The sequence below is a fragment of the Tsukamurella sp. PLM1 genome (assembly GCF_023168325.1).
Classification (GTDB): domain Bacteria; phylum Actinomycetota; class Actinomycetes; order Mycobacteriales; family Mycobacteriaceae; genus Tsukamurella.
In genome coordinates, this window is record NZ_AP025688.1 from 3,700,855 (window position 1) to 3,722,651 (window position 21,797).

Below are 21,797 nucleotides of genomic sequence, written 5' to 3' on the forward strand. Positions count from 1 at the left end.
GGTCAGCGCCGCCGAAACCACTGGGAACCGTCGGGCTGGGGAACCGATCGGCGAGAACATGCGTCCAATTGATGTGATCCGCCGAACTCGTGATCTGCTCGGAGCGGGACCTCGCACGCGATGCGCCTGGGGTCCACGTCGGTCGTCCACGGCCTCCGGCGGGAGGGCACCGCGCCCGTCAGCGCGCGGGAGGTCCGAGATGCTCTCGCCATCGCGTACCCCGAGGCGGTCTTCACGGATTGGACGGCCGCCGCTCTCCATGGTGCTCGGTACACCAACGGGCACCAGCCCTCGATCTGGCTGCCGCAGCATCGCACTCGTCGCGGCGTGACGATCCGCACGGGCCGGTTGGACCCCGCGGACGTCGAGTTGGTCCTTCGCCGGCGAGCCACCTCCGGCCCGCTCACCGCCGCCGACATCGCCCGCCACACCCCCGACGACGAAGGCATCGCGGGTTTCGACCAGTGCATCCGCGTCGACGAGTACGGCAGGTCGGTCACAACCAAGGAGGCTGTCATCGCCTACCTCGACTCGCACCCGGGGTTCTACGGCGGTAACCGAGTCCGGGCCGTCATCGCCGAATCGAGTGTCGGCACGGACTCGCATTGGGAGACGTACACGCGGCTGGCCGTCCATCGTGCTGGGTGGACCATGTTCACCCCACAGCGCGCGATACCCGGGACCGGCTTTCACGTCGATCTGGACGACGCCGACCATCGGATCGCGATCGAGTACGACGGCAGCTACCACCGCTCAGTCTCCCAGCAACGGAAGGACGTTCGACGCTGGAACGAGATCACGAATCAGAAGTGGGCGATCATCCGCGTCACATCGAAGACGCTGACGGAAGGGATGCCCTCGTTCATCGAGCGGATCGACACCGAGCTGCGGCGCCGCGGATGGAGCGGCCCGGCCCCGTCGATCCCTGTCCTCACGCTGCCGGCGAGTGCCACCGCGAAGCCCTAACTCGCCGAGTCCGCCGATTGCTAGCGGTTTCTGTGCGCGGATCGCAGGTCGCCGTCGCCGAAACCGCTGGGAACCAGCAGCAACGGGCGGTCAGAGGATGGGGGCCGGGGAGTAGGCGGCGGCTTCCGGGTGGCGGGCCACGAGCGCCTCGACGTCGGCGACGACCTGGGCCACCTGGGCCTCGGCGGCGCCGGTGAAGGCGGCGCGGTCGGCGAGCGCGGCGTCGAGCTGCGCGCGGGTCAGGCCCAGGCGCGAGTCCGCGGCCAGACGGTCCAGCAGGTCCGGCTCGCGGCCCTCCTCGCGCATCGCCAGTGCGACGGCGACGGCGTGCTCCTTGATCACCTCGTGCGCGACCTCGCGGCCGACGCCCGCGCGCACCGCAGCCATGAGCACACGGGTGGTGGCGAGGAAGGGCAGGTAGCGGTTCAGCTCGTTCTCGATGACCGCGGGGTAGGCGCCGAACTCGTCGAGCACCGTCAGGAAGGTCTCGAAGAGCCCGTCGATCGCGAAGAACGAGTCGGGCAGCGCGACGCGGCGGATCACAGAGCAGAAGACGTCGCCCTCGTTCCACTGGGCACCGGCCATCTCGGCCGCCATCGAGCCGTACCCGCGCAGGATCACCGCGAGCCCGTTCACCCGCTCGCAGGAGCGCGTGTTCATCTTGTGCGGCATCGCGGAGCTGCCCACCTGGCCGGGCTGGAAGCCCTCCGTCACCAGCTCGTGCCCGGCCATGAGCCGGATCGTCGTCGCGAGGGACGACGGTGCCGCCGCCACCTGGACCAGCGCGCTCACCACGTCGTGGTCGAGCGAGCGCGGATACACCTGCCCCACCGAGACGAACGACTGGGCGAACCCCAGGTGCTCGGCGACGCGCGACTCGAGCGCCGCCAGCTTGGCGGCGTCGCCGCCGAGGAGGTCGAGCATGTCCTGCGACGTGCCCATCGGGCCCTTGATGCCGCGCAGCGGGTACCGACCGATCAGATCCTCGATCCGGGCGATCGCGACCAGCAGCTCGTTGGCGGCGCTCGCGAAGCGCTTACCCAGCGTCGTGGCCTGCGCCGCGACATTGTGCGAGCGGCCCGCCATCACGACCGACGAGTACTGCGCCGCCCGCTCGGCGAGCCGCGCGGCCACGGCAACGGCGTGATCGCGGACGTACTCCAGCGAGCGCAGCACCTGCAACTGCTCGACGTTCTCCGTGAGGTCGCGTGAGGTCATTCCCTTGTGGATCTGCTCGAAGCCCGCGAGGTCACTGAACTCCTCGATCCGCGCCTTCACGTCGTGCCGGGTGATCCGCTCGCGCTCCGCGATCGACGCGAGATCGACCCTGTCGACCACCTTCTCGTAGGCCTCGACGGCACCGTCGGGAACGTCGATCCCGAGGTCGCGCTGCGCCTTGAGCACCGCGATCCACAGCTGGCGCTCCAGCACGATCTTGTGCTCCGGCGACCACAGCTCGCGCATGCGCGGGCTGGCGTAGCGGTTGGCGAGGACGTCGGGGATCTTCGGTGAGCTCACCGCGCGATTATCTCATGCACGCACGCGACCGCCGTCACTGAAGGATCGGCGCCAGATCGTCGATCACCGGGGACAGCGCGTCGCGCACCGCCCGCGCCACATCCGCCCCGTGCGTGGTGAACGCGGCGAGGGCCGCACCGTCCTCGATGGCCATCAGCAGGTCGACGCACGGACGGTCGGCCCGCCGGCCGGACCGCGCGAGCACCTCCGCGTGCAGATCTGCGAGCACGGTGCGCGCCTGCGCCTGCAGCCTCGTCAGCTCCGGGTCCCGCGTGCACAACACCATTCGCTCGTACCGCGAGACGAGGGCGCTGCGTTCCGCCTCGGACTCGGACGCGAAGAAGACGGCGGCCAGCAGCTTCACCAGCGCCGCATCGCCGCGACGCCGCCGGCTCACCGCGTCCACGCGGTCGCGGATCGCGGAGACGTCGAGCTCCCCCGCGTAGGCGACCGCGTTCGACAGCAGGTCGCCCAGCGACTCGAAGTAGTAGGTGGTCGCGGCGAGCGGGATGTGAGCGCGGTGCGCCACCGCGCGGTGGCGCACCGACTCGAATCCGCCCTCGACGAGGAGCTGTCCGGCCGCCGCCACGAGGGCCGCGCGCCGGCGCTCACCCTTGGGCGTGGTCGCGGCTGTCATCTGAGACATGCTGCCAGCCGCTGGCCCCGGCCAGAGGGGATTCGATCAAATAGCGCTACTGCAAGGCCTGATAGCCGATGTCGGTGCGGAAATGGCTGCCCGGCAGCTTGATCCGCTCGAGCTTCGCGTAGGCGTCGGCGCGGGCCGCCGCCAGGTCGGCGCCCACGCCCACGACGTTCAGAACCCGCCCGCCGTTCGACACCAGGCGTCCCTCGGCATCCCGCGCGGTCCCCGCGTGGTAGATCCCGGCGCCGTCGGCGCCGGTGATGACGTCGCCCTTGCGCGGCGTGGCCGGGTAGTTCTCGGCGGCGAGCACGACGGTGATGGCGGCACCGTCGCGCCACCGGAGCGGGGGCAGCGCGCCGAGGGCGCCCGTGGCGGTGGCGTTCAGCGCCTCGCCGAGCGGCGATTCGAGCAGGTTCAGCACCGCCTGGGTCTCGGGGTCGCCGAAGCGGCAGTTGAACTCGACGACGGCCGGCCCCTCGACGCCCATCGCCAGCCCGGCGTAGAGCAGCCCGGAGAACGGCACACCGCGGCGCACCATCTCGGCCGCGACGGGCCGAACGACGGTGTCCACGATCAGCTCGACGGTGCCCTCGGGGAGCCACGGGAGCGGCGCGTAGGCGCCCATGCCGCCGGTGTTGGGCCCGGTGTCGCCGTCGCCGACGCGCTTGTGGTCCTGCGCGGGCAGCAGCGGGACCACGTCGTCGCCGTCGACGAGGCAGAACAGCGAGACTTCGGGACCGTCGAGGAAGGACTCGAACAACGCGGGCCGGCCCGACTCGAGGAGGTCGGCGGCGTGCGCGCGGGCCTCCGCGCGGTCGGCGGTGACGACGACGCCCTTGCCCGCGGCGAGACCGTCGTCCTTGATCACCCAGGTGGGCCCGAAACGGTCCAGCGCCGCGTCGATCAGCGCGGGACTGTCGACGACCTCGCTGCGCGCGGTGCGCACGCCGGCCGCCTCCATGACGTCCTTGGCGAAGGCCTTGCTGCCCTCGATCTTCGCCGCCTCCGCGGAGGGGCCGAACACTGCGATGCCGCGCGCGCGCACGGCATCGGCGACGCCGAGCACCAACGGAACCTCGGGGCCGATGACCACGAGATCGGCGCCGATGTCGGCCGCGAGCGCCGCGACCGCGTCGCCCGAGGAGGCGTCCACGTCGTGGTTCGTCGCGATCGCCGCGGTCCCCGGATTGCCCGGGGCCGCGTGCAACGCGGTGACCTGCGGGTCCCGGGAGAGGGCGTCGAGGAGGGCGTGTTCGCGGCCGCCGGTGCCGATGACGAGTACTCGCACGGCCATGACACTACCGGGGCCCTCCACTAGCCTGGCCGTATGGCAGCAGAAACGAATGGCGCGGACCGCACCGTCTTCTCGAAGATCATCGCCGGTGAGCTCCCCGGCCGGTTCGTGTACCAGGACGATTCGGTGGTCGCTTTCCTGACCATCGCGCCGCTCACGAAGGGGCACGTGCTCGTGGTCCCCCGCGAGCAGGTGGACCACTGGGAGTCGATCGACGACGCGCTGTGGCAGCACCTCAACGATGTCGCGCGCAAGCTGGGCCGCGCCGTCAAGGCGGCGTTCGACGCGCCCCGGGCCGGCCTGATCGTGGCCGGCTTCGAGATCCCCCACGTGCACCTGCACGTCTTCCCCGCCTACGGCCTCACCGATTTCGACTTCGCACGCGTCGATCAGAACCCCTCCGCCGAATCGCTCGACGAGGCGCAGACCAGGATCGTCGAGGCGCTCGCCGGGCAGTAGCCGCCTGTCAGCGGGGCACCGCCGGTCAGCGGGGCAGGCGCACCGTGAACGTCGCGCCCTCGCCCGGGGCGGTGTCGACGGTGACGGTGCCCCCGTGCCGCTCGACGATGCCGAGCACGATCGACAGCCCCAGTCCGGCCCCGCCGCTGCCGCGGCTGCGGGAGGAGTCGGTGCGGTAGAATCGCTCGAACGCGCGCGCGGCCTCGTCGGGCTCCATCCCGGGACCGGTGTCGGCCACCGTGAGCACCGCCGCCCCGGGTTCGGACCCGACGCGCACCCGGACCGAGGCGTCGCCGGGCGTGTGCCGCAGCGCGTTCGAGACCAGGTTGGTCACCACCTGGTGCAGGCGGTCCCGGTCGCCGATCAGGTCGACGGTGCCGGGCTCGGCCTCCAGCGCGATGTCCCGGTCGGGCTCGCGGGCCTGCGCGGCGTGCACCACGTCGTCGGCCACCGCCCGCAGGTCGACCGGCTCCGCGGCCAGCGGACGGCGCGCGTCCAGCCGCGCGAGCAGCAGCAGGTCCTCGACGAGCAGGCCCATCCGCTCGGCCTCGGATTCGATGCGGGACATGACGAACTCGGTGTCGTCGGTCGCGCCCTGCCGGTACAGCTCCGCGAACCCGCGGATCGAGGTGAGCGGGGTGCGCAGCTCGTGCGAGGCGTCACCGACGAAGCGGCGCATCCGCTCCTCGTCGGCCCGGGCCTGCTCCTCCGACGCGGCCACGCGGCCGAACGAGTCCTGGATCTGGTGCAGCATGGTGTTGATCGACGTCGACAGCCGGCCGACCTCCGTGTACGCGGGCGCCCGGGGCACGCGCCGGGTCAGATCGCCGGCGGCGATCGCCTCCGCGGTGGCCTCGACCTGCTCGAGCGGGCGCAGCGAGCGCCGCACCACGAGGTAGCCGAGCCCGCCCGCGACGATGAGCACGCCGCCGCCGATGAGCAGTTCCAGCGCGACCAGCGCGCGCAGTGTGCTCTCGAGGTCGGTGAGGGTGACGGCGACGTAGGTGACCCCGTACGACGATTCCGACTGCACGACCCGCCATCGCGGCCCGCCACCGCCGGCGGAGTGGACGGAGACCGCGTCGCCGTGCAGGTCGGCGAGGCCGGAGAGGTCCGGGCGCTCGGTGAAGTCGGGGTTACTGACCTGGACCTGCGTACCGTTCGTCAGGAACGTCGCCACGTAGAAGCGCGTGGGCGGCGCCTTGCCGCGCGGCGGAGCGGGCAGATCCGCCGGTTTGGGACGGGCCCAGGTGTCGGCGGCCTGCCGCAGTGTCTGATCCTCGCGGGAGAGCAGCCGATCCTGCATCGCGGCGGTCAGCGCGGTGCCGGAGGCGAGCAGGCCGAGGAAGACCAGGCCCACGACGAGCGCCACGAGGGAGAACCGGAGCGGGATCCGGGACGCGAGCGACGGCCGCGTTGAGGCGGATGCGACGGTGCCGGCGGGCATGACGCTACCGCGGTTCGCGCAGCACGTAGCCCACGCCGCGCAGGGTGTGAATGAGCCGGCGCTCGCCGGTGTCCACCTTGCGGCGCAGGTACGAGACGTAGGACTCGACGACGTTGACGTCGCCCCCGAAGTCGTAGTGCCACACGTGATCGAGGATCCGCGGCTTGGACAGCACGACGCCGGCGTTGACCATGAAATAGCGCAGCAGCGTGAACTCGGTCGGCGAGAGCGACACCAGTTTCCCGGCCTTCCACACCTCGTGCGTCTCGTCGTCGAGTTCGAGGTCCGCGAAGGTGAGCCGGGTGGAGACCTCCTTCTCGCCGAAGCCGGTGCGGCGCAGCAGCACGGTGATCCGCGCCACCACCTCCTCGAGGCTGAACGGCTTCGTCACGTAGTCGTCGCCGCCCAGGGTGAGCCCGGCCACCTTGTCCTCGACCGAGTCGCGCGCGGTGAGGAACAGGGCGGGCGCCTCCACTCCGTCCTGACGCAGCCGCTTGAGCAGTCCCAGCCCGTCCATCCCCGGCATCATGATGTCGAGCACCATGACGTCGGGGCGGAACGTGCGCACGGTGTCGAGCGCCGACGGCCCGTCGTGGGCGACGACAACGTCGAAGCCCTGGAACTTGAGGCTGACCTGCAACAGCTCCCGTATGCTCTGCTCGTCGTCGACGACCAGGACGCGGGGCGTCGGTTCATTGTTCACGCTGGACACGACGCCATCCTGCCTCTGCCTTCCGCCAGGACTCTGGCGACTCGCTGGCAGTTCCTGTGAACGCGTCAGCGCAGCGAGGCGAGGATCTCCGGCGTGACCGGGTCCGCGAGGTCCTGCACCTCGGGATGCTTCGAGATGTACTTCGCGACCAGCGGGCACACCGGAACTACGCGCTTGCCCGCCCGCGCGCGTCCTCGAGCGCGTCGTGGACCAGGATCCCGCTGAGGCCGCGGCCCGAGAACTTCTCGTCGAGCTCGGTGTGCGGAAAGATGCGCTGCTCGCCGCGGTCGATGAACACGGTGAAGCCGGCGAGCTCGCCGTCCACGGTGATGTCGTACCGGCCCTCCGCGTCGTTGCGGGCGACTGCGACGGTCTCGTTGGTCTCGGTCACTGCTTGCTCCTTCTGCGGGGCTTGAGCCTGGTGGTGGGCAGCGGCGGGGCCGGCAGGTACTGATCGTCGGTCCAGCCACTCACACTGCCGAAACGCACTGCCCGCGCTTCCCATTCCTCGCGGTACTCGACGATCTCCTCGTGACTGCGGCCCACGAAGTTCCACCACATCACGATGTCCTCGTCGAACGGCGCCCCACCGAGCAGGATCGCGCGGGCGGGCGCATCGGTCGGGTTGTGCAGGCGGATCCCGCCCAGCCCTGGGCCGACGTAACCGAGGTCGCCCCAGGCGAGGGCGACACCGTCGAGCAGGAGGCGCTCGGTGTCCAGCAGGACGCCGTGCTCGAACTCCTCGTTCACTGCGAGCGCGACCCGCGCCCCGGGATTCAGCACGAGCTCCGCGCCGAGCAGCGGCGTGGCGGTGGTGATCTGCGCGGCACTGCCGGCCAGCTCGCCGATGAAGACGCGGGCGGTCCCGCCGGGACCGCCCGCGCGCACGTCCGGCAGCTCCACGGCGGGCGGAGCGTAGTGCTGGAAGCCGTTGTGGGCGTTCCGCACCCGGTCCGGGAGCGCGAGCCACAACTGAACTCCGTGCAGAACGGTGGTATCGGGAGTGGACACCTCCGAGTGGCTGATGCCGAAGCCGGCGGACATGAGGTTGATCTCTCCCGGGAGCACCGGCGCCTCGACGCCGGCGCTGTCGCGGTGCTCGATCTCCCCCTCGAACAGCCAGCTCACGGTCTGCAGGCCGGTATGCGGGTGCGGCGGGACGTTCATGCCGCCCGAGCGGGTCACCTCGTCCGGACCGTAGTGATCGGCGAAGCACCACGCGCCGATCATCGAGCGTTCGTGGGTCGGGAGGGTGCGGCGGACCGTCATCGCGCGGGGGCCGCCGAGGGGCACCTCGCGCGCCCGGATCACCTCCACCCCGGCGCCGGCTGGTGTGGCGCCGCATTCGACCTCGTCGGGCTGTCGGTCGACGTTGCTCATGATCGCTAGCCTAGTGGCATGCCTGCGCAACGAGTACGGATCGACAAGTCCGCGCCGTCGGTCTACAAGCGCCTGATCGCGGTGTCCGCGGAGGTGGCGGAGGCCGCCGCGGCGGCCGGTCTGGGCCGCGACGTGATCGAGCTGGTGAACCTGCGGTCCTCGCAGATCAACCGGTGCGCCTACTGCCTGAACCTGCACGCGGCGGCCGGGCGCGCCGCCGGGCTGACGGAGCAGCAACTCGACGTCCTCGCCGCGTGGCGCGAAGCGCCCGGCCTGTTCGACGACGTCCAGCGCGCCGCGCTCGAGATCGCCGAGCTGGTGACGGAACTGCCGGCGCACGCCGCCGCCGACGCCGCGTACGACCGCGCCACCGACGTGCTGGACGAGGCGCAGACCTCCGCGCTGATCTGGGCGGCCGTGACCATCAACGCGTTCAACCGCGTGTCCGTGGTGAGCGGGTACGAGGTGCGCGCCCGGGCGTGATCCCGGGATGCCCGACGGTACGCCGCACGCGGCCGGTGAGCGCGGGGTCGAGCGGGCAACACGACGACTGTGACAGCGATGCCACCCGTTCCCGCGCCCGTCGACCTCCGACCTGAGGAGGATGACCGCCGGGCCCCGACCGTGGTTGGGTGGGCGCATGACGGAACGGATCACCGAATTCACCCGTGCGGGACTGACGTTCCCCGTGCTCGACAGCGGCCCGCTCGACGGGGAGACCGTGGTGCTGCTGCACGGCTTCCCGCAGACCCCCACGTCGTGGCGGGCGACGGCGGAACTGCTGCAGGGCAAAGGTTTCCGCACCGTGATCCCCACCCAGCGCGGGTACGCGCGCAGCGCGACGCCGAAGCACCGGTGGCAGTACCGCAGTTCCGAGCTCGTTGCCGACACCGCCGCGCTGCTCGAACGCACCGGCCCGGCGCACCTGGTGGGGCACGACTGGGGCTCGTCGACGGCGTGGCTCACCGCCGCCGCCCACCCCGACCTCGTGCGCACGCTGACCGCGGTCTCCGTGCCGCATCCGTTCGCGTTCCTGCGCTCGTTCCTCCGCTCGGACCAGGCACTGAAGTCGTACTACATGTATCTGTTCCAGATCCCGTTCCTGCCAGAACTTCTCGCGACCAGGGCGCCGGGCGCGTTCCGGGCGTTCCTGCGCCGGTCCGGCATGCCCGACGGTGCCGTCGCGACCGTCGTGGACGAGGTCGTGGAACCCGGGCTGCTCGGCGGCGGGCTCGGGTACTACCGCGGCATGCCGTTCACGGCCGCGCGGCCGGGCGCGTCGTCGCACGTCACCCGTCCCACGACGTACGTGTGGAGCACGGACGACATCGCACTGGGCCGGGCCGGCGCCGAGCTGGCGGGCGACTACGTCGACGGGCCGTACCGGTTCGTCGTACTCGAGGGCGTGAGCCACTGGATCCCCGACGAACGGCCCGCCGAACTGGCGGACATCATCGCCGACGGCACGGCTCTCGGCTGACCCACCTGCCCGCGCCCGCGGTAGGACTCACAGGATGCGCTGCATGAGCACCAGGTCCAGCCAGCGGCCGAATTTGACTCCCACCTGCGGCATCTGCCCGGTCACCCGGAACCCCAGCTTGCGGTGCAGCGCGACCGAGGCGTGGTTCGACTCCTCGATCGCGGCGACCACGACGTGCACGTCGGACTGCTGCGCGCGCTCGATGAGCGCGTTCATCAGCGCCTCGGCGATGCCGCGGCGGTAGAAGCCGTCGGCCACGTACACCGAGTTCTCGACGGTGTGCTTGTACCCCGACTTGCTGCGGAACGGACCGTACGAGGCGTAGCCGGCCAGCGCACCGTCGACGATGGCGACGAGGACGGGGAACCCGCCCGCGCGGCGATCCGCCAGCCAGGCCTCGCGCTCGGCGAGGTCGGCCTTCTCCTCCGACCAGATCGCCGTCGAGTGCTCGACGGCGTCGTTGTGGATGACGAGGACGGCCGGTAGGTCCTCGTCGGTGGCGTCGCGGATCTCCATGACGATCAGCCTATTCCGGAACGATGCGCGGCGTCTCCGACGCCTTCGACGTGAACTCCGGCGCGCGCTTGTCGAGGAAGGCCGCCACGCCCTCCTTGCCGTCGCCGATCGAGGTGTAGTACATCCCCAGCGAGTCGGCGAGGTGCTGCTCCAGCGGCGTCGCGGCGCCGAGGCCGCGGTAGATGAGCTGCTTGTTGATCGCGACGCCCGCGGCGGAGCGGCCCTTGACCCAGGAGCGGGCGAGCTCCTGTGCGGCGGGCACCAGCTCGTCGGGCTCGTGGATGCTGCGGACGAGCCGGCCCTCGCGCGCCTGCTCGGCGGTGAGGATGTCGGCGGAGTACACCCATTCCAGGGCCTGAGCGGGGCCGACGATGCGGGGCAGGAACCAGCTCGAGCACGCCTCCATGACGATCCCGAGCCGGCCGAACACGAAGCCGATGCGCGCCTTCGTGGAGGCCAGGCGCGTGTCCATCGCGAGGGTCATGGTGGCCCCGATACCGACCGCCGGGCCGTTGATCGCGGCGATCACGGGCTTGGGCAGCGAGTAGATCGCGAGGGTCAGCTTGCCGCCGGTATCGCGCACGCCGTCCTGGTAGGGCGGCTCGTCGTAGTGCGCGGCGAACTCCTCGGGGGTCGGGAGCACCGACTCGTCGAGGCCGAAGACGTTGCCCTCGCCGGTGAGGTCCATGCCCGCGCAGAACGCGCGGCCGGCGCCGGTGACCACGACGGCACGGACCTCGTCGCGGCGGGCGTGGACCTCGAAGAACTCCGTCAGCTCCCGCGCCATCGTGACGCTGAACGAGTTGAGCTGGTCCGGGCGGTCCAGCACGAGCGTGGCGATGCCGTCGTCGTCGAGGCTCCAGCTGATGGTCTCGAAGGAACTCGAAGGAATCAGTCATGCCGGTCACGATATGCTGACGCCGCGGCCGTGGGGCCGCACGCCTCCCTAGCTCAGTGGTAGAGCACCGCTCTTGTAAAGCGAAGGTCGTCGGTTCAATCCCGACGGGGGGCTCCACGAAAGGGGCGGCGATGTCGACGACGATGCAGGTGGTAGCGATCACCGCGCTGGTCCTCGGACTCGTCGCCGCGGTCTTCGGTCTGGTGTACCTGTGGAACACGAAGATCGAGGGCACGGACCGTGAGAAGCGGATCGACGGCTTCTTCGACCGGCTCAGCGATCGGTTCTTCGACCGCTGAGCCGAGTCGTTCAGCCCGCCCTCACCCGCGCAGGGCGGACGCGAGGATGCCGGGCAGCTTCAGCCACGAGGGCTTCGCCGCGAACTCCGTGAGCCGGCGCCCCGTCGTCGCGCCGGTGCGGTTGGTGACGAACCACGGCGGCTTCGGCGACATCGACAGCTCGCCGCCCACGAACGAACGGGGCGAGGGGCGGAAGGGGCCGCGCACGACCGTCCGCTCCACATCGTCGAGGAGCAGCGCGTTGTGCACCACACCGATGCCGCTCTGAACGTCGTCGATGGTGTGGCCGGGGAACGCGCCCCACGTGGCCCGGGCGGTGAGATAGCCGACGCCGGTCCAGCAGTTCACCGCGACGGTGCCGTAGCGCAGGTCGACGATCGCCTGATCGAACGCCGCGCCGAGCACCTTGATGGTCGCGGGGTCGGCCACGAGGTTCACGCCCAGGGTGCCCTCGAACTCCTCGTTGGCCACCCGCACGGCGTTCGCGAGGAAGGTCTCCGCGTCGCCGGGCAGCTCGAGCACGCCGTAGACCGGCGCGAAGTACTCGGTGTGCAGTGCCTCCTCGGTCCGATCGGCCCGCAGGCCGGTCAGGAGGGTGCGGGCACCGTCGGGCCCCACGGCCTGCGCCTGCGCGCCGTACCCGGCCCGCGCGGCGGCCACGCGACCGGCGGAGCCGGGGTAGTAGTCGCTGCGCTGCGGGGCGCGGTCGAAGGCGGCGCGCAGCTCGCGGAGGAACTCCGCCTTCTGCGGCCAGTCGGAGCTGATCACCGCCACCTGCGAGGCGACGCAGTTGTAGCCATTGTTGTGCAGGCGCTGCGTGGCGAGGTGCTCGGCCTGGAAGCGCAGATCGGCGGCGGACCACTCGCCCGGCACCACGATCGTCGGCGAGACCCCGCCGAGTTCGCTGGTGATCGGCTTGTCGAGCAGCGGCCGGTTCTCCGCCTTGCGCTGCGCCCCCTCGGGACCGGTGCCGAACACGATGGCGTCGTGGGTGCGGGCACTGCCGGTCATGTGGACCGTCGTGATACCGGGGTGGTTCACGAGCGCCCCGCCGACCTCGGCGCCGCCGGTGACGATGCGGACCACGCCGTGGTCGATGAGCGGCGCGAACGCGGCGCGGAAGGTCTCCAGCAGCGGGTCGGTGACCGGGTTGAGCTTGAGCAGTACGACGCGGTTGTCGGCGTAGAGCTGGTACAGCGTGTCCAGCGGCGGGATGGAGAAGATGTTGCCCGCGCCGAGGACGCCGGCGATGCCGTGGGTGGCCGTCGGGTCGAGCTCGCCGAGGCCGGCGCCCGCTCGCAACGCGGCGGCGTCGACGCCCGGCACGGTCCAGACCTGCGCGGAGAAGCCGCTCAGCAGCAGCTGATCGAATGCGCCGTGCGGCAGGACGTCGACGGCGGTGCGGCCGCCGGCCACCGTGGACAGGGTGTAGCCGTCCAGCGGGTTGCGGCCCTCCTCGAGGGCCCGCAGCGTCCCGCCGAGCGCCTCGGCGGCGGTGATCACGGAGTAGGGGCCGGACAGCCACTCCTCGCCGAGCAGCGGCGAATCGGCGGGGAGGCCCTTGATCGACGCGGCGGTGTCGACCCATTGCTGCGCGACGGCGGCGGTGGCGGCGGCCACCTCGTCGAGGAGTGCGCGGCGGCGGGCCAGCGACGTGGTCGCCCAGGTGCGCTCGCCCTCCCGCAGGTCGGCGACGGCGGCGTCGAGGACGGATTCGGTGGTAGTCATGCCGTCCAGTGTGATCCGCGCGACACCGCCCGCGCATCGTGCGCGAGTTTCGATCGCCGGCCTTCATCGTTGTGCGCGCGCACAACGCCGGGCGAGTTAAGATCGGGTGTGTCGACCATCACCCGATCTCCGGATTCCTCCGCCGCCGAGTTCGCCGGACTGCTGGTGGAGCAGCTGGACGAGCTCACCGACGAGCTGGTGGGGCTCATTCTTTCGGGCGAGCACGCCTACGCCGAGACCAGCCTGATCACCGAGGCGGAGCTGCGCGAGATTGTGCGCGCCAACCTCGATTCGGTGCTGCGGCAACTCAGCGGCGCGCCGGATCCGGAGCTGGCCGCGCCGCGGCCACGGGGCGCCTCAAGGCCGACTACGGCTTCCCGCTCGCGGCGCTACTGCACGCGTACCGTCTGGCCGGCCGGCTGGTGTGGGACCACCTGCGCGAGGCGTGCGTCGACCGCCCGGACCTGCTGCCGGACGTCGGCGGCGACGTCTGGCGCATCATCGACGACTACTCGACCGCCGCGGCCGAGGAGTACGGCCGTGCCCTGGCCGACCGCGAGAGCCGCGACGCGGAGCTCCGGCGGGCCGAGCTGCGTGCCCTGCTCGACGGGGTCCTCGAACCCGGCGCCCTGCGCACGGCCGCCGCGACGCTGCAGTTACCGGCCACGGGGACGTTCCTCGTGGTGTGCGCGGAGGGCGGCGGCGCACTGTCGGGGATCGACGTGCGGCTGCGGGAGCGGAACATCCGCTCGCACTGGCTGTCGGAGGTGCACAGTCGCATCGGCCTGCTCAGTCTGCCGGGCGGGCACGCTCGGGGCCCGGCACTGGACGTGCTGCGCGCGGAAGCGGTCGGGCGGGTCGGCGTCAGCACTCTGTTCGACGGTCCGCCGGGCGCGCACGCCGCGCTGCGGCAGGCCGAGCTCGCCCTGGCCGGCCTCGAACCGCGGCCGGGCACCGCGCCGGGAGCGGGCACCGTCGGCGAGTACGGGCAGGACGCGCTGCCGCTGCTCCTCGCCCACCCCCGAGGCGGCTCGGGAGTTGCGCGACGCCGTGCTCGCCCCCGTCCTGGCGCTGCCGGCGGCCGACCGGGACGCGCTTCTGGACACGGTCCGCGCGTGGTTCCGCTGCGGCGGGTCGCTGGCCGCGACCGCCGAGGAACTGCACTACCACCGCAACACGATCAATCACCGGCTGCGGCGCGTCGAGCGGCTCACGGGCCGCGACCGATCGGATCCGCGGGCGGCGGCGGAACTGCACGTCGCGGTACTCGCGGACGGACTGTTCCGCCGGGCTTGAAACACACGCACCGTCTGGCACGATCACGGGCAGATGCCCGATCCCCAGGAGGTGAATGTGAACCCCGCGTTCCGCGACCGTCTCGCCCGTGCGGTCCAGTCCGTCACGGGCCGCAACGCGGCCACCGTCGACACGGCCGGCATGCCCGTCCTCACTCCGCTGCAGCCCGTCGACCTCCGCGACAACGAGACCGTCGGCGAGGTCCTCGAGGTGGCGATGAAGGTCGGGGAGGTGCTGCTGGACTCGGGGACCGGCGCCGTCGACACCGAGGCGCAGGTGCGGTACGTGGCCGCCACCTACGGCATCGACGACGTGACGGTGAGCGTGACCTACAACGCGATCAACGTGTCCGTGCAGCGCGGACGCGGCCTACCCCGTCGACGTACATGCGCACGGTGAGCCACCGCTCCCTGGACTACACCCGCCTCTCGCAGGTCGACACACTGGTGCGGCGCATCGGCCGCGGCCGGATCCGGCCCGACCAGGCGCTGATCGCGCTCGAATCGATCATGACCGCCGGACACCCGTACCCGCGCGCGGTCGCAACGTTCGGATGGGCGTTGATGTCCGGCGCGCTGACGATGCTGCTGGGCGGCAAGCCCACGCTCGCGGTCGTGGCGTTCGTGACCACCGCGCTGATCTACGCGGTCAACGTGCGGCTGAGCCACTGGGGCCTGCCGTACTTCTTCCAGCAGGTGGTCGGCGGCTTCCTCGCGACCCTGCCGGCGGCGCTGATCTACCGGCTGTCGATCGAGTACGGATGGGACGTGCAGCCGTACCGGGTGATCGTCGCCGGGATCATCGTGCTGATGGCCGGGCTGTCGCTGGTGGGTTCGGTGCAGGACGCGATCACCGGGGCGCCGGTGACGGGCGCGGCGCGGTTCTTCGAGGTCGTGGTGTTCACGGGCGGCGTGGTCGCCGGCGTCGGCATGGCGCTGCGCGTCACGAGCGAGCTCGGCGCGACCCTGCCGCCGATGCAGCAGCAGCCGTTCGACTACGCGCCGCTGCCGATCCTGGTCGCGTCCGGCGGCGTGGCGGCCGCCGCGTTCGCGCTGGCCGGGTACGCGCAGATCCGGGCGCTCACCGCGTCGTTCCTCGCGGGCTGCGCGGGCGCGCTGGTCGCCGGGGCGGTCCTCAACCTCGGGCTCGGGCCGATCGTGTCGTCGACGGTGGCCGCCACCGTCGTCGGGCTGGCCGGCGGTCTCCTCGCCCGACGGGCCGTGGTCCCCCCGCTGATCGTGGCCGTCGCCGGCATCACCCCGCTGGTACCCGGCCTCGCCGTGTACCGCGGGCTCTCGGAGCTGATGGCGGGCCAGACCACGTCCGCGCTGACCAACATGGCCACCGCGCTCGCCGTGGGCTGCGCGCTCGCCGCGGGGGTCACACTGGGTGAGTGGGTGGCCCGCACGATCCGCCGCCCGCACCTGCCGCCGAACTTGCGCCCGCACATCGGCGGGATCACATTCCGCCGGGTCCGCGACTGAATGCTTCGACGGGTAAACTACAACTGCTCGTCACTCCCGACACGAAGGTGCGTTCATGCCCCCGAAGACCACGCAGGACATCAGCGAGGACGAACTCGAGCCCGTCGCGGACGAGACCGCGCGCCAGGCCCAACGGGTCGTCGCGGCGTACGCGCAGGACGCGGACGAGTGCCGGATGCTGTTGTCGATGCTCGGCATCGGCCTCAAGGAGGCGTAGCCCTCCATGGCCGCTGCGGTGCAGGGAAGCTCTGATTTCATCGTTGTGGCCAACCGGCTGCCCGTCGACGTCGTGAAGGCGCCGGACGGGACGCTGACCTGGAAGGAGTCCCCGGGCGGCCTGGTGACGGCTCTCGCCGATCCTCAGCTCCCGCAACGGCGCCTGGGTAGGCTGGCCCGGCGCCCCCGACGTGGGCGACGGGCCGATCGAGGGCCAGGACATGCTCCGGTCCCCGTCAAACTCAGCGCGCAGGAGGTCGAGGAGCACTACGAGGGCTTCTCGAACGGCAGCCTGTGGCCGCTGTACCACGACGTGATCGTCAAGCCCGAGTACCACCGCGAGTGGTGGAACACGTACGTCGAGGTCAACCGCCGGTTCGCCGAGGAGACCGCGAAGGTGGCCGCCCAGGGCGCCACCGTGTGGGTGCAGGACTACCAGCTGCAGCTGGTGCCGAAGATGCTGCGGATGCTGCGCCCCGACGTGAAGATCGGCTTCTTCCTGCACATCCCGTTTCCCCCGGTCGAGCTGTTCATGCAGATGCCGTGGCGCCGCGAGATCATCGAGGGCATCCTCGGGGCCGACCTGGTGGGCTTCCACCTGCCCGGCGGCGCGCAGAACTTCCTCTACCTGGCGAGCAAGCTCGCCGGTTACTCCACCAGCAAGGGTTCGATCGGGGTGCGCTCGAAGTTCGGCGTGGTCACCGTCGGCTTCCGGTCCGTGCGGGTGGGCGCGTTCCCCATCTCCATCGACTCCGCCGACCTCGCGGCCACCGCGAAACTGCCCGAGACCCGCAAGCGTGCCCGCGCGCTGCGCAAGGAACTCGGCGACCCGGACAAGATCATGCTCGGCGTGGACCGCCTGGACTACACCAAGGGCATCGACGTGCGGCTGCGCGCCATCGGCGAGCTGTACCAGGAGGGCCGGCTCGACCCCGCGCGGCACATCTTCGTGCAGCTGGCCACCCCGTCCCGCGAGCGGGTCGAGTCGTACAAGTCGATGCGCAACGACATCGAGCTGCAGGTGGGGCGGATCAACGGGAACTTCGGCCAGATCGGCCATCCCGCGATCCACTACATCCACCGGCCCGTCCCGCGCCGCGAGCTGCTCTCGTTCTTCGCCGCCGCCGACGTGATGCTGGTGACGCCGCTGCGCGACGGCATGAACCTCGTCGCCAAGGAGTACCTGGCGTGCCGCACCGATTCGTCGGGCGCGCTGGTGCTGAGCGAGTTCACGGGCGCCGCCGCCGAGCTGCGGCAGGCGTACCAGTGCAATCCGCACGATCTCGAGGGCGTCAAGAACGCGATCGACGAGGCCGTGCATCAGGAGCCCGAGGAGGGCAAACGCCGGATGCGGGCGATGCGTCGCCAGGTGATGCAGTACGACGTGGACCGCTGGGCCCGCTCGTTCCTGCAGACCCTCGCGGGCACCGTCGACGAGGCGCCGGCGTGAGCCTGCCCGCCCCGCTCGCGGAGGCACTCGCGCGGTTCGCCGCGCTGCGGCACGTGCTCGTCGCCACCGACTACGACGGGGTGGTCGCGCCGATCGTCGCCGACCCCGCCGCCGCGTTCCCGCTGCCGGGGACCGTCGCCGCGCTGGAGTCGCTCGCCGGGCTGCCCGGGGTCACCGTCGCCCTGGTGTCGGGACGGGACCGGGCCACGCTGGGGCGGCTGTCGGGCGTCTCCGGGTCCGACGGTGCGCTCGTCACCGTCGGGAGCCACGGCGCCGAGTGGGACGACGACCTCGGTGGTCTGCTCGACGCTCCACTGCTCGCGCTGCGGGACGCGGTGCTCGCGGACCTCGCGGCGATCGCCGCGCGGTTCCCCGGCGCGGCAGTCGAGCCGAAGCCGCTCGGCGGCGCGCTGCACGTGCGCAACGTGGTGGATGCGTCGTCGGCGCCCGCGGCACTCGAGGAGGCCCGACGGGGCCCCGCCGCCCGGCCGGGCGTGCACGCCACCGACGGCAAAGCGGTGCTGGAGCTGACTGTGCTCGACGCGTCCAAGGGGCGTGCGCTGCAGGTCCTGCGCGAGCGCACCGGCGCCGCCGCCGTGCTCTACCTCGGCGACGACGTGACCGACGAGAAGGCCTTCGCGGTGCTCACGGAGGCCGACGACGTCTCCGTGAAGGTGGGCGACGGGGCCACCGCCGCCCGGTTCCGCGTGGACGGCCCCGCCGCCGCGCGGACTGTGTTCGAGGAGCTGCTGGCCCTGCGCCGCTGAGCCGCCTCCTGCGCCGGGCGGCCCCGATTCGGCACGGCGGACCTGCACGGCGCCGTTCATCCCCCGCGCGGCACCGATCCGCGACCTCGGCGTTCGCTCCCTCACCCCACGCCGGTCGTGGAGCAAGGGCTCGATCGTCCCCCACGCGGCGCCGAGTCCCCCACCGGACGCCAGTCGTACCCGCTGGCGGTTCAGGCGATCGGGATCAGGGCTCGCGGGTCGTCGATGGGGAGCGGCGCCGCGGATTCGGCGGTCACCTGCAGGCGCTCGAACCGGATGGAACCGCCGTGGTTGTCGAGGAAGGCGATGTCGGCGGCGTCGCGGCCGGTGGCGATCCGGACCATCGCGGCGCGCGGCGCAAGCCCCGTCGCGTCGAGCACCCACCAGCGGCCGTCGATCATCACCTCGGCCACCGCGTGGAAGTCCATCGGATCGCACCCCGGGGCGAACACCGCGCTCATCCGCGCCGGCAGCTTCAGCGCCCGCAGCAGCGCGATCGTCAGGTGCGCGTAATCGCGGCACACGCCGGCGGAGGCGAGCAGCGTGTCGGAGGCACCGTCGAGCGAGCGGCTGACGCCCGGGAGGTAATCGAGCCGCTCCGCCACGAAGTCCCGCACCGCGAGGGCCCGCGCGGCGTCCCCGGTGACGCCCGCGAACTGCTTCGCCGCGAAGCCGTAGAACCGGTCCACCTCGGCGTACCGGGACGGCCGCAGGTACAGCGAGCGCAGGTACTCGTCCACCGGCTCCGGCGCCGCGAACCCCGCGACCTGCGCCTGGTACTCCAGCAGCACACGGCCCGGCCCCGCCTCGACGCGATGGATCCGCCCGCCGTGCGGGCCGACCACCTCGTGCACGGGCAGCGGCGCACCGTCGAGCGTGACGACGAGCGATTCCTGCACGCGCAACCCCGCCACCCGGGCGACGGTGGCCTGGTACTCGAGCACGGTGGGCGCGACGACGGTGCACGCGACCCGCGCGGACATGGTCCGCGCACCGGGCACGACTACTTCTTCAGCGCCGACATCGATAGCCACGTGGGCCAGTCTATGGTCCAGTCGTAGATGTCCCCGTCGGCCTCGGACAACGCGATCGACGTGCCCGTCACCTCCACGGGATCGCCGAAGATCGCGCTCTGGAAGTACCGTTGTGCGTCTTCCAGGGAGAGGTTGATGCAGCCGTTGGTCACGTTGGTCGCGCCCTGGTTGCCGACCGTCGCGGGGTTGGCGTGGATGAACTCGCCGTTGTTGGAGATCCGCACCGCGAACCGCTCGCGCACGTTGAAGTACCCGGCCGCGGGGTTGGACATGTAGAAGTCCTCGTGTTTCTCGCTCACCACGTGGATGCCCGAGCGCGTCACGTTGCGCGGCAGGTCCGCCTCGCCGTACGAGCACGGCAGGTCGAGGTACACCTGGTCGCCGCGCATCACCCGGATCCGGTGCGACGGCGCCGAGGCCTTGACGATCTGCGACCGTCCGACCGTGAACGAGCTGCTCACGTCGGCCGCGCCGTACACCCCGTCGCCGTGGTCGAGCCCGTACAGCGTGCCCTTCATCGACACCTTCGTGCCCGGCGCGTAGTAGTTCCGCGGCCGCCAGTGCGCGCGCGAGCCGTTGTCCTCGGGCAGCCACGCCCACGCGCCCTCCGTGGCCGGGACGGTGGTCACCTTCAGCGCCTTCTCCACCGCCGCCTTGTCTTCGACGGTGCCGGAGAACTTCAGGATCAGGGGCGCGGCGATGCCGACGGTCGCATCGTCGGCGACGTTGATCACCACCGACATCGTCCGGTCCGGCGAGACGACCGAGACCTTGCCGTCGAGGCCGGCGAAGGTGCCGCCCTCGCCGTCCGCGACGCCCGACCAGGCGTACTTCGCGCCGTACCCGAGCGGTTCGGCGACGGTGACCGTGGCACCGTCGGGCGAGACGGTGACCTTGACCTGCTTGCCGGTGGCGGTGTTCTTCAGCCCGACGCCGGGCCGGAACGTCCCGCCCGCGACGGTGACCGAGACCGGCGTGAGCGGCCCGATCGGCTCGTCGCCGGACGGCGTATAGGTGAAGGTGGGGCCGTCGGCGTGCGCCTCGGTGGAGTCCTTCGCGCACGCGGCGGCCAGGACGGCGACGGTCGCGGCGGACACCCCGAGGAACGCACGGCGCCCCAACGCCGCGCGCAGCGGCCCCGAATTCAGGTCGAACACCTAATGGATTCTACCGGCTACGGGCGGCAGCTCCGCACCCACGAGCACCGGCTCCGGTCGCAGCTCGACCCCGAACCGGGCGAAGACCCCGTCCCGGACTTCGGCTGCCAGCGCGAGCAATTCGGCCGTGGTCCCGGTTCCACGGTTGGTCAGCGCCAGCGTGTGCTTGGTCGACAGCGAGACGCCGGTGCGGCCGCCCGAGTAGCCCTTGCCGAAGCCCGCCCGCTCGATCAGCCAGCCCGCCGACAGCTTGATCCCGTCGGGGGCGGGGTAGCGCGGCGTGCTCTCCCCCGTCGCGGCCTCGATCCGCGCGACGACGTCCTCGTCGGGGACCACCGGGTTGGTGAAGAACGACCCGACGCTCCAGGTGTCGTGGTCGGCACCGTCGAGCACCATGCCCTTGCCGCGGCGCAGCGCCAGCACGGCCGCACGCGCGGCCGGGGGCTCGACGGTGCCGCCGGGCTCGACTCCCAGCGTGCGGGCGAGCTCGCCGTACCGAACGGGGGCACTGGCACCGTCGGTCAGCGCGAACCGCACCCGGAGCACGACGTCGGCGTCGGACCGCTTGAGCCGCGACGTGCGGTACGCGAGGCCGAGCGTCTCGGGCGCGACCCACGCCGTCTCGCCGGTGGCCCGGTGGTACAGCTCGACGGCGTCGAGCCACGCGGAGACCTCCACGCCGTACGCGCCGACGTTCTGCACCGGCGTCGCGCCCGCGGAGCCCGGAATGCCGGACAGGCACTCGAGGCCGCCGAGCCCCGCGTCGACGGAGGCGGCGACCACGTCGTCCCAGGTCGCGCCCGCGTCGGCGGTGAGCGTGGTGCCCTCGATCGCGATGCCGCTCCCGGTCAGGTGGACGACGGTGCCGGCGAACCCGGCGTCGGCGACCACCAGGTTCGAGCCGCCGCCGACGAGCAGCACCGGCTCGCCCGCGGCGTCGCACCGGCCCACCGCGTCGGCCACCTGCGCGGCGGTCTCGGCGCGCAGGTACGCCCGCGCTGGGCCGCCCAGGTGCAGGGTGGTCAACTCCGATAGCAGTTCAGGCACCCCGCA

The 21,797-nt window shown here is 71.8% G+C and carries 24 protein-coding genes, 1 tRNA gene and 1 pseudogene; 13 read left to right on the top strand and 13 right to left on the bottom strand.

The window, feature by feature from the left end:
- Positions 1–120: 120 nt before the first annotated feature.
- Positions 121–966, top strand: coding sequence for a DUF559 domain-containing protein (locus MTP03_RS19075; RefSeq protein ID WP_248489547.1), 846 nt, complete (start codon positions 121–123; stop codon positions 964–966).
- Positions 967–1,056: 90 nt separating this feature from the next.
- Here the strand turns inward: MTP03_RS19075 and purB are convergent, their stop codons facing one another.
- From purB to purD, 3 genes are read right to left on the bottom strand one after another with little or no spacing between them, the layout of a single operon-like run.
- A complete protein-coding gene (gene purB, locus MTP03_RS19080; protein ID WP_248489548.1) occupies positions 1,057–2,484 on the bottom strand; it encodes an adenylosuccinate lyase in 1,428 nt (475 codons plus the stop codon).
- Positions 2,485–2,518: 34 nt separating this feature from the next.
- A complete protein-coding gene (locus tag MTP03_RS19085; RefSeq protein ID WP_248489549.1) occupies positions 2,519–3,121 on the bottom strand; it encodes a TetR/AcrR family transcriptional regulator in 603 nt (200 codons plus the stop codon).
- Between the two features lie 55 nt (positions 3,122–3,176).
- Positions 3,177–4,415 carry a phosphoribosylamine--glycine ligase gene (gene purD / locus MTP03_RS19090; protein ID WP_248489550.1) on the bottom strand — a complete coding sequence of 413 codons (1,239 nt, stop codon included), beginning with the start codon at positions 4,413–4,415 and terminating at the stop codon, positions 3,177–3,179.
- 39 nt (positions 4,416–4,454) lie between these two features.
- On the opposite strand from purD, the gene MTP03_RS19095 reads away from it, so the two are divergent.
- Positions 4,455–4,880 carry an HIT family protein gene (locus tag MTP03_RS19095; protein WP_248489551.1) on the top strand — a complete coding sequence of 142 codons (426 nt, stop codon included), beginning with the start codon at positions 4,455–4,457 and terminating at the stop codon, positions 4,878–4,880.
- A 25-nt stretch (positions 4,881–4,905) separates the two neighbouring features.
- On the opposite strand, the gene MTP03_RS19100 is transcribed toward MTP03_RS19095, so the two are convergent.
- The 4 genes from MTP03_RS19100 to MTP03_RS19115 all read right to left on the bottom strand — a co-directional run bounded on the left by MTP03_RS19100 (position 4,906) and on the right by MTP03_RS19115 (position 8,419).
- On the bottom strand, positions 4,906–6,327 hold the full coding sequence (locus MTP03_RS19100; RefSeq protein ID WP_248489552.1) for a cell wall metabolism sensor histidine kinase WalK: 1,422 nt from the start codon (positions 6,325–6,327) through the stop codon (positions 4,906–4,908).
- Positions 6,328–6,331: 4 nt separating this feature from the next.
- Positions 6,332–7,039 carry a response regulator transcription factor gene (locus tag MTP03_RS19105; protein WP_248489553.1) on the bottom strand — a complete coding sequence of 236 codons (708 nt, stop codon included), beginning with the start codon at positions 7,037–7,039 and terminating at the stop codon, positions 6,332–6,334.
- 166 nt (positions 7,040–7,205) lie between these two features.
- The gene (locus MTP03_RS19110) at positions 7,206–7,430 is read right to left on the bottom strand and encodes a GNAT family N-acetyltransferase (protein ID WP_371820809.1); all 225 of its coding nucleotides are present in this window, start codon (positions 7,428–7,430) and stop codon (positions 7,206–7,208) included.
- On the bottom strand, positions 7,427–8,419 hold the full coding sequence (locus MTP03_RS19115; protein ID WP_248489554.1) for a pirin family protein: 993 nt from the start codon (positions 8,417–8,419) through the stop codon (positions 7,427–7,429). Before MTP03_RS19115 ends, MTP03_RS19110 begins: the two co-directional genes overlap by 4 nt.
- Before the next feature lie 18 nt (positions 8,420–8,437).
- Between MTP03_RS19115 and MTP03_RS19120 the strand changes: the two genes are divergently transcribed.
- Both MTP03_RS19120 and MTP03_RS19125 read left to right on the top strand, forming a co-directional pair.
- Positions 8,438–8,902 (top strand): carboxymuconolactone decarboxylase family protein, encoded by a 465-nt coding sequence (locus tag MTP03_RS19120; RefSeq protein WP_248489555.1) that lies wholly within the window; start codon positions 8,438–8,440, stop codon positions 8,900–8,902.
- A gap of 157 nt (positions 8,903–9,059) precedes the next feature.
- On the top strand, positions 9,060–9,899 hold the full coding sequence (locus MTP03_RS19125; RefSeq protein WP_248489556.1) for an alpha/beta fold hydrolase: 840 nt from the start codon (positions 9,060–9,062) through the stop codon (positions 9,897–9,899).
- 27 nt (positions 9,900–9,926) lie between these two features.
- Here MTP03_RS19125 and MTP03_RS19130 read toward each other — a convergent pair whose 3' ends face one another.
- Positions 9,927–10,415, bottom strand: coding sequence for a GNAT family N-acetyltransferase (locus MTP03_RS19130; RefSeq protein ID WP_305852770.1), 489 nt, complete (start codon positions 10,413–10,415; stop codon positions 9,927–9,929).
- 10 nt (positions 10,416–10,425) lie between these two features.
- Entirely contained in the window at positions 10,426–11,244 is an 819-nt protein-coding gene (locus tag MTP03_RS19135; protein WP_248489557.1) for a crotonase/enoyl-CoA hydratase family protein, read from the bottom strand.
- A 111-nt stretch (positions 11,245–11,355) separates the two neighbouring features.
- Between MTP03_RS19135 and MTP03_RS19140 the strand changes: the two genes are divergently transcribed.
- A tRNA-Thr gene (locus MTP03_RS19140) sits at positions 11,356–11,430 on the top strand.
- 14 nt (positions 11,431–11,444) lie between these two features.
- Complete coding sequence (locus tag MTP03_RS19145; protein WP_248489558.1) at positions 11,445–11,612, top strand: hypothetical protein; 168 nt, start codon at positions 11,445–11,447, stop codon at positions 11,610–11,612.
- Between the two features lie 21 nt (positions 11,613–11,633).
- Here MTP03_RS19145 and MTP03_RS19150 read toward each other — a convergent pair whose 3' ends face one another.
- On the bottom strand, positions 11,634–13,340 hold the full coding sequence (locus MTP03_RS19150) for an aldehyde dehydrogenase family protein (protein WP_248489559.1): 1,707 nt from the start codon (positions 13,338–13,340) through the stop codon (positions 11,634–11,636).
- A gap of 680 nt (positions 13,341–14,020) precedes the next feature.
- Here MTP03_RS19150 and MTP03_RS24010 point away from each other — a divergent pair.
- The 7 genes and pseudogenes from MTP03_RS24010 to otsB form a co-directional block, all read left to right on the top strand.
- Positions 14,021–14,209 (top strand): annotated as a pseudogene (locus MTP03_RS24010) (hypothetical protein); the annotation flags it as partial.
- A 169-nt stretch (positions 14,210–14,378) separates the two neighbouring features.
- Positions 14,379–14,636 carry a CdaR family transcriptional regulator gene (locus tag MTP03_RS19160; protein ID WP_248489561.1) on the top strand — a complete coding sequence of 86 codons (258 nt, stop codon included), beginning with the start codon at positions 14,379–14,381 and terminating at the stop codon, positions 14,634–14,636.
- 33 nt (positions 14,637–14,669) lie between these two features.
- Positions 14,670–15,035 carry a threonine/serine exporter family protein gene (locus MTP03_RS22910; RefSeq protein WP_256465170.1) on the top strand — a complete coding sequence of 122 codons (366 nt, stop codon included), beginning with the start codon at positions 14,670–14,672 and terminating at the stop codon, positions 15,033–15,035.
- Positions 15,032–16,120, top strand: coding sequence for a threonine/serine exporter ThrE family protein (locus MTP03_RS22915; RefSeq protein WP_256465171.1), 1,089 nt, complete (start codon positions 15,032–15,034; stop codon positions 16,118–16,120). The genes MTP03_RS22910 and MTP03_RS22915 overlap by 4 nt, the downstream gene beginning before the upstream one ends.
- Before the next feature lie 55 nt (positions 16,121–16,175).
- The gene (locus MTP03_RS19175; RefSeq protein ID WP_248489562.1) at positions 16,176–16,337 is read left to right on the top strand and encodes a hypothetical protein; all 162 of its coding nucleotides are present in this window, start codon (positions 16,176–16,178) and stop codon (positions 16,335–16,337) included.
- A gap of 6 nt (positions 16,338–16,343) precedes the next feature.
- On the top strand, positions 16,344–17,786 hold the full coding sequence (locus MTP03_RS19180; RefSeq protein ID WP_248489563.1) for a trehalose-6-phosphate synthase: 1,443 nt from the start codon (positions 16,344–16,346) through the stop codon (positions 17,784–17,786).
- Positions 17,783–18,553 carry a trehalose-phosphatase gene (otsB, locus tag MTP03_RS19185; protein ID WP_248489564.1) on the top strand — a complete coding sequence of 257 codons (771 nt, stop codon included), beginning with the start codon at positions 17,783–17,785 and terminating at the stop codon, positions 18,551–18,553. The genes MTP03_RS19180 and otsB overlap by 4 nt, the downstream gene beginning before the upstream one ends.
- 191 nt (positions 18,554–18,744) lie before the next feature.
- Here the strand turns inward: otsB and MTP03_RS19190 are convergent, their stop codons facing one another.
- The 3 genes from MTP03_RS19190 to MTP03_RS19200 are packed head-to-tail and all read right to left on the bottom strand — an operon-like array spanning position 18,745 to position 21,791.
- Positions 18,745–19,587 (bottom strand): transglutaminase family protein, encoded by an 843-nt coding sequence (locus MTP03_RS19190; RefSeq protein ID WP_248489565.1) that lies wholly within the window; start codon positions 19,585–19,587, stop codon positions 18,745–18,747.
- Positions 19,557–20,735, bottom strand: coding sequence for an Ig-like domain-containing protein (locus MTP03_RS19195; RefSeq protein WP_371820993.1), 1,179 nt, complete (start codon positions 20,733–20,735; stop codon positions 19,557–19,559). The genes MTP03_RS19190 and MTP03_RS19195 overlap by 31 nt, the downstream gene beginning before the upstream one ends.
- A gap of 9 nt (positions 20,736–20,744) precedes the next feature.
- Positions 20,745–21,791 (bottom strand): UDP-N-acetylmuramate dehydrogenase, encoded by a 1,047-nt coding sequence (locus MTP03_RS19200; RefSeq protein ID WP_248489566.1) that lies wholly within the window; start codon positions 21,789–21,791, stop codon positions 20,745–20,747.
- Positions 21,792–21,797 lie beyond the last annotated feature (6 nt).

Bases quoted from the DNA above. Each gene is read 5' to 3' on its own strand.
- MTP03_RS19075 (WP_248489547.1), top strand. From the start codon at position 121: ATGCGCCTGGGGTCCACGTCGGTCGTCCACGGCCTCCGGCGGGAGGGC.
- MTP03_RS19085 (WP_248489549.1), bottom strand. From the start codon at position 3,121: ATGACAGCCGCGACCACGCCCAAGGGTGAGCGCCGGCGCGCGGCCCTC.
- MTP03_RS19095 (WP_248489551.1), top strand. From the start codon at position 4,455: ATGGCAGCAGAAACGAATGGCGCGGACCGCACCGTCTTCTCGAAGATC.
- MTP03_RS19100 (WP_248489552.1), bottom strand. From the start codon at position 6,327: ATGCCCGCCGGCACCGTCGCATCCGCCTCAACGCGGCCGTCGCTCGCG.
- MTP03_RS19115 (WP_248489554.1), bottom strand. From the start codon at position 8,419: ATGAGCAACGTCGACCGACAGCCCGACGAGGTCGAATGCGGCGCCACA.
- MTP03_RS19120 (WP_248489555.1), top strand. From the start codon at position 8,438: ATGCCTGCGCAACGAGTACGGATCGACAAGTCCGCGCCGTCGGTCTAC.
- MTP03_RS19125 (WP_248489556.1), top strand. From the start codon at position 9,060: ATGACGGAACGGATCACCGAATTCACCCGTGCGGGACTGACGTTCCCC.
- MTP03_RS19130 (WP_305852770.1), bottom strand. From the start codon at position 10,415: ATGGAGATCCGCGACGCCACCGACGAGGACCTACCGGCCGTCCTCGTC.
- MTP03_RS19145 (WP_248489558.1), top strand. From the start codon at position 11,445: ATGTCGACGACGATGCAGGTGGTAGCGATCACCGCGCTGGTCCTCGGA.
- MTP03_RS19150 (WP_248489559.1), bottom strand. From the start codon at position 13,340: ATGACTACCACCGAATCCGTCCTCGACGCCGCCGTCGCCGACCTGCGG.
- MTP03_RS22910 (WP_256465170.1), top strand. From the start codon at position 14,670: ATGCCCGATCCCCAGGAGGTGAATGTGAACCCCGCGTTCCGCGACCGT.
- MTP03_RS19175 (WP_248489562.1), top strand. From the start codon at position 16,176: ATGCCCCCGAAGACCACGCAGGACATCAGCGAGGACGAACTCGAGCCC.
- MTP03_RS19180 (WP_248489563.1), top strand. From the start codon at position 16,344: ATGGCCGCTGCGGTGCAGGGAAGCTCTGATTTCATCGTTGTGGCCAAC.